This is a genomic window from Novosphingobium lentum NBRC 107847 (assembly GCF_001590965.1).
Classification (GTDB): domain Bacteria; phylum Pseudomonadota; class Alphaproteobacteria; order Sphingomonadales; family Sphingomonadaceae; genus Novosphingobium; species Novosphingobium lentum.
Genome location: NZ_BCTW01000026.1, coordinates 37533 through 46976 on the forward strand (window position 1 = coordinate 37533; position 9444 = coordinate 46976).

10 protein-coding genes are annotated in these 9444 nt (G+C 66.2%); 3 read left to right on the plus strand and 7 right to left on the minus strand.

From position 1 onward, the window contains the following. The first annotated feature begins 16 nt into the window (after nucleotides 1-16). Together NL2_RS18575 and NL2_RS18580 are read left to right on the plus strand one after the other, a co-directional pair. Nucleotides 17-1612, plus strand: a complete 1596-nt coding sequence (locus NL2_RS18575) for a ribonuclease J (protein WP_068077575.1) — start codon at nucleotides 17-19, stop codon at nucleotides 1610-1612. A 6-nt stretch (nucleotides 1613-1618) separates the two neighbouring features. Continuing rightward, on the plus strand, nucleotides 1619-1903 hold the full coding sequence (locus tag NL2_RS18580) for a DUF1467 family protein (protein ID WP_157083256.1): 285 nt from the start codon (nucleotides 1619-1621) through the stop codon (nucleotides 1901-1903). A 1-nt stretch (nucleotide 1904) separates the two neighbouring features. On the opposite strand, the gene phoB is transcribed toward NL2_RS18580, so the two are convergent. From phoB to NL2_RS18615, 7 genes are all read right to left on the minus strand, one after another. After that, complete coding sequence (phoB, locus tag NL2_RS18585) at nucleotides 1905-2594, minus strand: phosphate regulon transcriptional regulator PhoB (protein ID WP_068077579.1); 690 nt, start codon at nucleotides 2592-2594, stop codon at nucleotides 1905-1907. 104 nt (nucleotides 2595-2698) lie between these two features. Further along, nucleotides 2699-3382 carry a phosphate signaling complex protein PhoU gene (gene phoU / locus NL2_RS18590; RefSeq protein WP_068077554.1) on the minus strand — a complete coding sequence of 228 codons (684 nt, stop codon included), beginning with the start codon at nucleotides 3380-3382 and terminating at the stop codon, nucleotides 2699-2701. A 22-nt stretch (nucleotides 3383-3404) separates the two neighbouring features. After that, the gene (gene pstB, locus NL2_RS18595; protein WP_174522631.1) at nucleotides 3405-4151 is read right to left on the minus strand and encodes a phosphate ABC transporter ATP-binding protein PstB; all 747 of its coding nucleotides are present in this window, start codon (nucleotides 4149-4151) and stop codon (nucleotides 3405-3407) included. A 73-nt stretch (nucleotides 4152-4224) separates the two neighbouring features. Further along, nucleotides 4225-5487, minus strand: a complete 1263-nt coding sequence (gene pstA / locus NL2_RS18600) for a phosphate ABC transporter permease PstA (protein ID WP_068077556.1) — start codon at nucleotides 5485-5487, stop codon at nucleotides 4225-4227. Next, nucleotides 5480-6862, minus strand: coding sequence for a phosphate ABC transporter permease subunit PstC (pstC, locus tag NL2_RS18605; protein ID WP_068077558.1), 1383 nt, complete (start codon nucleotides 6860-6862; stop codon nucleotides 5480-5482). Before pstC ends, pstA begins: the two co-directional genes overlap by 8 nt. Nucleotides 6863-6879: 17 nt before the next feature. After that, nucleotides 6880-7926, minus strand: coding sequence for a substrate-binding domain-containing protein (locus tag NL2_RS18610; RefSeq protein WP_068077560.1), 1047 nt, complete (start codon nucleotides 7924-7926; stop codon nucleotides 6880-6882). Nucleotides 7927-8008: 82 nt separating this feature from the next. Next, nucleotides 8009-9157: a sensor histidine kinase gene (locus NL2_RS18615; RefSeq protein ID WP_245647759.1), complete on the minus strand. Its 1149-nt coding sequence runs from the start codon at nucleotides 9155-9157 to the stop codon at nucleotides 8009-8011. Between NL2_RS18615 and NL2_RS21540 the strand changes: the two genes are divergently transcribed. Next, the coding region (locus tag NL2_RS21540) for a hypothetical protein (protein ID WP_218006129.1) at nucleotides 9156-9444 on the plus strand (289 nt) is incomplete at its 3' end. The genes NL2_RS18615 and NL2_RS21540 overlap by 2 nt on opposite strands.

Sequence of the window (9444 nt, forward strand, 5' to 3'; positions counted from 1 at the left end):
TTCGGGCGAGATCGGGATGAACGTCAACCTCTACTGCTGCGACGGCAAGTGGCTGATGGTCGATCTGGGCATGACCTTTGCCGATCCGCACTATCCCGGCATCGACCTGGTGTTCGCCGACCTCGAATTCATCGAGGACCGGCGCAAGGACCTGCTCGGCGTGGTGCTGACCCACGCGCACGAGGATCACATCGGCGCGGTGCCCTATTTCGCCGAGGAACTGGGCGTCCCGCTGTACGCGACGCCGTTCACCGCACGGCTGGTGCAGGCCAAGCTTGACGAGGCGGGCATTGCCGACCGGGTGAAGCTCAACATCCTGCCCAACGACAGCGCATTCTCGCTTGGGCCGTTCGACATCCGCTATGTGCCGCTGGCGCACAGCATCGCCGAAGGCAACGCGCTGCTGATCGATACGCCGCATGGCCGGATCTTCCACACCGGTGACTGGAAGCTGGACGACGAACCGCGCGTCGGCGTGCCCGCAACCGAGGAAGAGCTGCGCGAGATCGGCGACGAGGGCGTGCTGGCGCTGGTGTGCGATTCGACCAACGTGTTCAATTCGGCCGCTTCGGGCTCCGAAGGCGCGGTGCGCGCGGGCCTGCTGGAATCGGTCGCGGCCCAACGCGGCCGACGCGTGGTGGTGACCACGTTCGCCTCCAACGTCGCGCGGTTGCAGACGCTGGGCGAAGTGGCGCAAGCCTGCAACCGCCAGCTGTGCGTGGCCGGGCGCTCGCTCGACCGGATCATCGGAGTGGCCAAGGCGTCGGGCTATCTCAAGGACTTCCCCGACACGATCAGCCCCGAGGCGGCGATGGACCTGCCGCGCGGCGAAGTGATGGTGCTGGCCACCGGCGGGCAGGGCGAGGCGCGCGCCGCGCTGGCGCGGATCGCGGGCAAGCAGCACCCGATCACGCTGGAGGCGGGCGACGTCGTGCTGTTCTCCAGCCGCCAGATTCCCGGCAACGAGCTGGCGATCGGGCGCATCCAGAACACGCTGGCCGATCGCGGCATCAACATCGTGACCGACCGGCAGAGCATGATCCACGTCTCCGGCCACCCCGGGCGGCCGGAACTGGTGGCGCTGTATGACTGGATCCAGCCCGAAATGCTGGTGCCGGTCCACGGCGAAATCCGCCACATGGCCGAACAGGCGCGGCTGGGGCTGAGCGAGGGCATCCCCCGCGCCATCGTGCAGAAGAACGGCGATCTCGTGCGGCTCGCGCCCGATGGTCCGGTCAAGATCGGCGAGGAGCGTGCCGGCCGCCTGCTGCTCGACGGCGAACTGATCGTGCCCGCCGATGGCGAGGCTATCTCGGCCCGGCGCAAGCTGTCGCAATTCGGGCTGGTGACGGTCGCGCTGGCCGCAAACCGCGAGGGCAAGCTGGTGTCACCGGTCGAAATCGCCTCGATCGGCCTGCCGCTGGACGATGACATGGCCGCGTTCGTGGCCGAGGCGCAAGCCGACGTGGCGCAGGCGATCCGCGACATGAAGGGCGATCGCAAGCGCGATCCGCTGGCGCTGGCCGAAGCCGTGCGGCTTGCCGCGCGCCGGGCGACGCAACGCTGGACGGGCAAGAAGCCGGTCGTCCAGGTGATGTTGCGCGAAGGGTAACGGGCCGTGAAGCTTACGTCGATGATCGCCATCTATACCCTGTTCTGGGTGATGTCGGCCTTTCTGGTGATGCCGTTCGGGCTGCGCACGCCGCGCGAGCTGGGCCACGATATCGTGCCGGGCCAGGCCGAAAGCGCACCCGCCAACTTCAACCCGCGCCGCATCATGCTGCGCGCGTCGGTGCTGGCGGTGGTGCTGTTCGGCCTGTTCTATGCCAACTATGTCAACGGCTGGGTCGGGGTCGAAGACCTTGACATCACACGGCTGACCGGCGGGCCGCCTTCAGGATAAGTTACACGCCCTCGAGCGCATAACCGGCCGAGCGCACGGTGCGCACCGGATCGGTCGCGCCGGGTAAGGCGATCGCCTGGCGCAGGCGGCGGATGTGGACGTCGACCGTGCGCAGTTCGATGTCGCTGCCGCTGCCCCACACCGCGTCGAGCAGTTGCCCGCGCGAAAACACGCGGCCGGGGTGTTCCATCAGATGGCGCAGCAGGCGGAACTCGGTCGGGCCCATCTTCAGCGGCTGGTTGCGGCGGGTGATGCGGTGCGCGTTGGCGTCGAGCGAGAGGTCGCCCACCACGATCGTCTCGCCCGCCAGTGCCGGGCGGACGCGGCGCAGCACCGCGCCCACGCGCGCGATCAGCTCGCGCGGGGAGAACGGCTTGGTCACGTAATCGTCGGCGCCGATTTCCAGCCCGCGGATACGGTCTTCCTCGTCGCTGCGTGCGGTGAGCATGATGATCGGAACGTGCGCGGTTTCCTTGGTACGGCGCAGTCTGCGGCACACTTCGATCCCGCTGGTTCCGCCGATCATCCAGTCGAGCAATACCAGGTCGGGCACGTCCTCGGCGGCGAGCAACAGCGCCTCGTCACCATCGTCGGTGGTGCGCACTTCGTAGCCTTCGCCACGAAAACGGTACTCGACCAGTTCCGCCAGCGCGGAGTCATCTTCGACGAGCAGCAGCTTCGGAGCGGACAAGGCGATTCCTTCCATGACGGTGAAGTTACGCCAACACTACCAATGTTACGACAGAAAGACGGAAAAGCCCGACCGTCATCCCGCTTGTCGCAAAGCGGGACCGTTCAGCCGGGGGGAATCACTTCCTCGCGATCGGGCAGATATTTGCCGGTGGCCGCGTAGTGGACCATTTCGGCGATGTTGGTGGCATGATCGCCGATCCGTTCGATGTTGCGGGCAACGAACAGCAACTGCGCCGCGCTGCTGATGGTTGCGGGATTTTCCACCATGAACGACACCAGGTTGCGGAAGATGCTGTCGTAGAACGCATCGACTTTGGCATCGCGGCGCATGATTTCCTCGGCGGCGACGGCATCGCGCGAGCCATAGGCGGTCAGCACATCGTGCACCATGTCGGCGGCCAGGTCGTTCATCGCGGGCAGCAGGGTCAGCGGTTCGAAGCGCTTGTGCCCGTCGATGTGGCCCACGCGCTTGGCGATGTTCTTGGCGTAATCGCCGATCCGCTCGATCACGCCGGCGATCTTGAGCGCAGCGATCACTTCGCGCAAATCGTCCGCCATCGGCGCCCGCAGCGCCAGCGTGCGCACGGCCAGGCGATCGACTTCCATCTCCAGCGCATCGATGCGCTTGTCGCGCAGGATCACCGCATCGGCCAGGTCCTGCCGCCCACCGACAAGCGCGTCCATCGCCTCGCTGATCGAGAGTTCGGCGAGTCCGCCCATTTCCGCGATCAGGCCGCGCAGCCGGGTGATGTCCTCGTCGAAAGCCTTGACGGTATGTTCCACCATTGATTGTCCTACCCGTACCGGTTTAGCCATATCGGCCGGTGATATAGTCCTTCGTCCGCTCTTCGCGCGGATTGGTGAAGATATCGGAAGTTCGGCCATATTCCACCACTTTGCCAAGGTGGAAAAACGCCGTGCGCTGTGAAACGCGGGCGGCCTGCTGCATCGAGTGCGTCACGATGACGATGGCGTAGCGGCCGCGCAGTTCGTCGATCAGCTCCTCGATCCGCGCGGTGGCGATCGGATCGAGCGCGGAACACGGCTCGTCCATCAGGATCACTTCGGGATCGACCGCGATGGCGCGGGCGATGCACAGGCGCTGCTGCTGTCCGCCCGACAGCGCAGTGCCGCTGTCGTTGAGCCGGTCCTTCACTTCATCCCACAGCCCGGCGCGGCGCAGCGACTGTTCGACGATGTTGTCGAGCTCGGGCTTGGCGTTGGTCAGCCCGTGGATGCGCGGGCCGTAAGCGATGTTTTCGTAGATCGACTTGGGAAACGGGTTGGGCTTCTGGAACACCATGCCCACGCGGGCACGCAACTGCACCACGTCCATGCCCGAGCGGTAGATGTCCTGGCCGTCGAGCAGGATCTCGCCCTCGACGCGCGCGCCGGCGATGGTGTCGTTCATGCGGTTGAGCGAGCGCAGGAAGGTCGATTTGCCGCAGCCCGAAGGGCCGATGAAGGCCGTGACATAGCGCAGCGGGATATCGATCGACACGTCGTCGATCGCCTGCTTGCTGCCATAGAACACCGAGACGTGGTGCGCGCTCATCTTGTCCGGACCGCCGCCGCCGGGCAATTCGGCGACCGGGTTGACCTGAACCTGGGGAACCTCGACGCTCATCTTACCACCGTTTCTCGAAACGGTTGCGAAGGTAGATCGCAAGGCCGTTCATGACGAGCAGGAACACCAGCAGGACCACGATGGCCGCGCTGGTGCGCTCGATAAAGCCGCGGTCGATTTCATCCGACCACAGGAAGATCTGCACCGGCAGCACGCTGGACGGCGATGTCAGGCCGTCGGGCGGGCTGGCGACGAACGCGCGCATGCCGATCATCAGCAGCGGCGCGGTTTCGCCCAGCGCGCGGGCCATGCCGATGATGGTGCCGGTCAGGATACCCGGCAGCGCCAGTGGCAGCACATGATGCGTCACCACCTGAATGCGGCTGGCGCCCACCGCCAGCGCCGCGTCACGGATCGACGGAGGGACCGACTTGATCGCGTTGCGGCCGGAAATCACGATCACCGGCATCGTCATCAGCGCCAGCGTCATGCCGCCGATCAACGGGGCGGACCGCAAGTTGGGGAACAGTCCCAGAAACACCGCGAGCCCGAGCAGACCGAAGATGATCGATGGCACGGCAGCCAGGTTGTTGATCGAGATTTCGATGACATCGGTCCAGCGGCCGCGCGGCGCGTATTCCTCAAGGTACACCGCCGACAGCACGCCGATCGGGAAGGCCAGCAGCAGCGTGACCAGCATGGTCAGCATCGAGCCTTTCAGCGCCCCCCAGATCCCCACGGCTTGCGGGCTGGTGGCATCGGAGCGGGTCATGAAGCCCCAGTCGATCGCGTGGACCAGCTTGCCGTCATGAACCAGCCGGCGCGCCGTGGCCCGCAAGGCAGGATCGCCGTCGCCGCGCTGCGCGGTGACGAGCGCGTCGGTGGTGGGCACCGAGACCGCGATCTTCTGCTTCAGCTTATCGGGATCGGCGATGATCGAATGGCCGACCTCGCGCCACGCGGCGTCGGAGATCAGCTGCGATCCGCCTTGGCCGAGCGCGGTATCGGCGGCGGCGGCCACCGCCAGCGGCAGGCCTGCCGTCTCCAGCGCCTGGACCGCACCGGGTTGCGCCAGCCGTTCGGGCTCGACCTGCAACGCGGCGGCGGCCAGATCCACGTCGAAGCGCAGTTCGCTGCGCTGGAAGCCACGGATGCCGTTGGCGGTCATCGTCACCAGCAGGAACGCCAGCACGAGCGCGGAAAATCCGACCGCCGCCATGCCGATCAGGCGGAAGCGGCGTTCGTCGGAGTAGCGCTTGCGCAGCCGCTTGGCCATGCGCGCATCGCGGGCCGCCAGATCGGCGGCGGACAGGCCCTCACTCATAAGCTTCGCGATACCGCTTGACGACGCGCAAGGCGATGAAATTGAGCGTCAGGGTGACGAGGAACAGCACCATGCCCAGCGCGAATGCGCTCAGCGTGGCGGGATGGTCGAAGCTGCCCTCACCGGTGAGCATGGCGACGATCTGGAAGGTGACCGTGGTCATGCTCTGGAACGGATTGGCCGAAAGATTGGCCGATGCGCCAGCGGCCATCACCACGATCATGGTTTCGCCGATCGCGCGGCTGATCGCCAGCATCACGCCCGCGACGATGCCGGGCAGCGCGGCGGGGATCAGCACCTTGCGGATCGTTTCGGACTTGGTTGCGCCCATCGCCAGGCTGCCATCGCGCATCGCCTGCGGCACGGCGGCGATACTGTCGTCCGCCATCGAGGATACGAACGGGATGATCATCACCCCCATGACCAGCCCCGCCGCCATCGCGCTTTCGCTCGATGCGCTGGAAATGCCCACTGCCCGGGCCGCGTCGCGCACCAGCGGCGCCACGGTCAGCGCGGCGAAATAGCCGTAGACCACGGTGGGCACGCCGGCGAGAATCTCGAGCAGCGGCTTCATCCACTGGCGCAGGCGCGGGCTGGCGTATTGCGTGAGGAACACCGCGCTCATCAACCCCAGCGGGATCGCCACCAGCATGGCGATGATCGCGCCGATATAGATCGTGCCCCAGAACAGCGGGACGATGCCGTAATCGTGCCCATCGGGTGCGCCGGCGCTCATCGGATCGGGCGACCAGTGCGTGCCGAACAGGAAATCGATCGGCGAGACCATGCCGAAGAACCGCGCGGTCTCGAACATCAGCGAGACCACGATGCCCGCAGTGGTCAGGATCGCCACCATCGAGGCGATCAGCAGCAGGCTCATGATCGCGCGTTCGACCCGCGTACGGGCGGTGAATTCGGGCCGAAGCCGCAGAAACGCAAAGGCACCACCGGCAAAGGCGAGCACCAGCGTCGCGGCCAGGCCGATGATCTGGTAGCGCGTCATCGCCGCCTGGAACGCCGGAATCAAGGCCTTGGCGACCGGGTTGAACACGCCTTGTGCCTGGCCCGAGGCAACATCGCGCGCCTGCGCCATGATCGTGTCGCGTTCGAACCCGAAGGCGGGCAGGCTGGCTGCGGCGGGATCGGCCAGCACCGACTGGCTGACCATGCCAGGGCTGATCGAGGTCCAGATCACCGCGAACAGGATCGCCGGCACCGCCACCCACAACGCGACGTACCAGCCATGGTAGCCGGGCAGCGAGTGCAGCCGCACTTGCGGGGCGGCGCGCTGAAATGCCCAGGCGCGCGAACGTGCCGCCAGCCAGCCTGCAAGGCTCAACCCGAAGGCGAGCAGGAAGAGAATGGCTGGCGGCATCGATTCGGGACGAGTCCTTACTTCAGGTCGGCGCCATCGAGAACCGGCAGATCGGATGCTGCCTTGGCGCTCTTGGCCAGTACGTCGTCAGTGGCAACGATCATGCCGGCCTTGGACAGGGCGCCATCCTTGCCCCACAATTTGGTCCATTCCATGACATATTCCTTAAGGCCCGGAATGGCCCCGACGTGCGCCTTCTTCACGTAGATGTAGAGCGGGCGCGCACCCGGATAGCTGAAATCGGCGATCGAGGCATAGCTGGGCGCCACGCCGCCCATGGTCATGCCCTTGAGCTTGTCGGCGTTCGATTCGAGGTAGGAATAGCCGAAGATGCCCACGGCCTTGTTGTTGGACGCCAGCTTCTGCACGATCAGGTTGTAGTTGTCCGATGTGTCGGCATAGGCGCCGTCGCTGCGCAAGTCGCCGCAGACCTTGTCGTGCTTGTCCTTGTCGGTGTCCTTCATCGCCTTGACGGCGGGATCGGTCTCGCAGCCTTTGGTCAGGATCAGTTCCTTCAACGCGTCGCGCGTGCCCGATATCGTCGCCGGGCCATAGACCATGATCGGCATGTCGGGCAGCGACGGGTTCACGTCCTTCCACGACTTGGCGGTGTTGGGCTTGCCGAACGGGTTGGCGGCGATCGCCTTGTAGACGTCGACCGGGGTCAGCGCCATCACCGGGCCGTCCGTGGCGTTGGCAAACGCGATGCCGTCGATGCCGACCTGGATCTCGGTCACGTCCTTGACGCCGTTTTTCTGGCAATCCTCGAATTCGGCCTTCTTCATGCGGCGCGAGGCGTCCTCGATGTCGGGATGCTGCGGACCCACGCCGGCGCAAAACAGCTTCATGCCGCCGCCGGTGCCGTTGCCTTCAACGATCGGCGCCTTGAAGCCGCTGTTGTCCTTGGCGAAGTTTTCGGCAACGAGCTTGGCGAACGGCAGCACGGTCGATGACCCGACCGCGCGGATCTGGTCGCGGCCCGACGATTGCTGTCCGCCGCATCCGGCAAGGGCCAGCGCGGCCAGCGCGGTGGCGGAAACGGTTAACCGGCGTGAAATCGTCATTGTTCTGAGCCTTCCATCCAAGTGGGCGTTGCGCGCCAATGCGACAACTGCGTGACAGCTTTATGACACTGGTCGGGCGGGGTCACGCGGCTTGCCCGGCGGTTGCGGTGTCGCCCGGAGCGGGTGCAGCGATGCCGAGCGTGACGGTCGCCGTGGTGCCGTCGCCCAGTGTGCTGGCGATATCGAATTTCCCGCGATGCCGTTCGACGATGTGCTTGACGATGGCCAGGCCCAGCCCGGTTCCGCCCGCTGCACGGCTGCGGCCGGGATCGGTGCGGTAGAACCGGCGGGTGAGGTAGGGGATATGGTCGGGATGGATGCCTTCGCCCCGATCGCGCACCTTGAGCACGGCGGTGTCCCGATCGCGGGAGAGCGTCACGGTGACCACCGCTTTCTGGTCGCCATACTTCAGCGCGTTGTCGATCAGGTTGCGCATCACCTGGTCCAGCTGCTGCCGGTCGCCCAGCACCGGCAGCGGCCCGTCGGGGCCTTCCAGCACGACGCGGCTTTCGGTGTCCGCGGGCCCGACCTCGCCGACGATGGTTGCGGCCAGCTGGCCCAGGTCGAGCCGCTCCTTGGGCGCCTCGTGCTTTTCCGCCTCGATCCGAGACAGCGACATCAGGTCCTCGACCAGGCTTTGCAGCCGTCGCGCCTCGCGCAGCACGGTGGCGTGGAATTTGACCGTGGTGGCCTCGTCGACTTTAGCATCGGGATCGGCCAGCGTTTCGATATAGCCGATGATCGACGACAGCGGCGTGCGCAGCTCATGGCTGGCATTGGCGACGAAATCGGTGTGCGAACGGCTGATGTCGGCTTCGGCGGTGCGGTTGACCAGCTCGATCAGCGAAAACCGCTCGTCGATCGGCACGCGGCTGACCTGCCAGATACTGCGCGGACCGGTCAGTCCCGTGACCAGCGCGCGGCCCTCGGGCGCATTGAGCAGGCGCACCGCATCGGGATGGCGCAACGCCACGCGGGCGTCCTGTCCGACCACGTGCGGCCCCAATGCCTCACGCGCGGCGGCGTTGGCGGCGGCGATGCGCTGGCCGTCGAGCATCAGCACGGGCACGCCGAACGGCTCGACCAGCTTGATCATCGCCTGCCGCGAGACGCTGCCGTCGTCGATGCGGCGGTGGATCATCACCGGCGCGGGGCGTGCCAGCCAGATCGACCCCAGCCACAGCAGCAGGACGGCCGCGCACAGCCAGATGAGCGTTCCGGCAAGCGCCATGCCGATGACGCTGGCAAGGGCAATCGCGGCGCTGGACCAGGGCATTTTCGAGGACATCATTGCAACCCAATATGCCGATCTGGCCAGTCTGCCGATTCGATCCGTGGCAGGTCATGGCCCCCGATTCGCCGAAAACCGCGCCCGGTACCCGGGCCCGCGACATAGGCGAGGGCAGTGCGCGGGTGCAAGCTTTCGGGTCCCGCTGTTGGCGGCCGCGACCAGCTATGGCATGGGCCTGCGACAAGGAGATGACGCAATGGAACAGGCACAAGCCACCCGCAACCTCG

Coding starts and splice junctions, on each gene's coding strand:
- NL2_RS18575 (WP_068077575.1), top strand. CDS start 17: ATGAACGTCAACCTCTACTGCTGCGACGGCAAGTGGCTGATGGTCGAT.
- phoU (WP_068077554.1), bottom strand. CDS start 3,382: ATGGTGGAACATACCGTCAAGGCTTTCGACGAGGACATCACCCGGCTG.
- pstB (WP_174522631.1), bottom strand. CDS start 4,151: ATGAGCGCGCACCACGTCTCGGTGTTCTATGGCAGCAAGCAGGCGATC.
- pstA (WP_068077556.1), bottom strand. CDS start 5,487: ATGAGTGAGGGCCTGTCCGCCGCCGATCTGGCGGCCCGCGATGCGCGC.
- pstC (WP_068077558.1), bottom strand. CDS start 6,862: ATGCCGCCAGCCATTCTCTTCCTGCTCGCCTTCGGGTTGAGCCTTGCA.
- NL2_RS18610 (WP_068077560.1), bottom strand. CDS start 7,926: ATGACGATTTCACGCCGGTTAACCGTTTCCGCCACCGCGCTGGCCGCG.
- NL2_RS18615 (WP_245647759.1), bottom strand. CDS start 9,157: ATGGCGCTTGCCGGAACGCTCATCTGGCTGTGCGCGGCCGTCCTGCTG.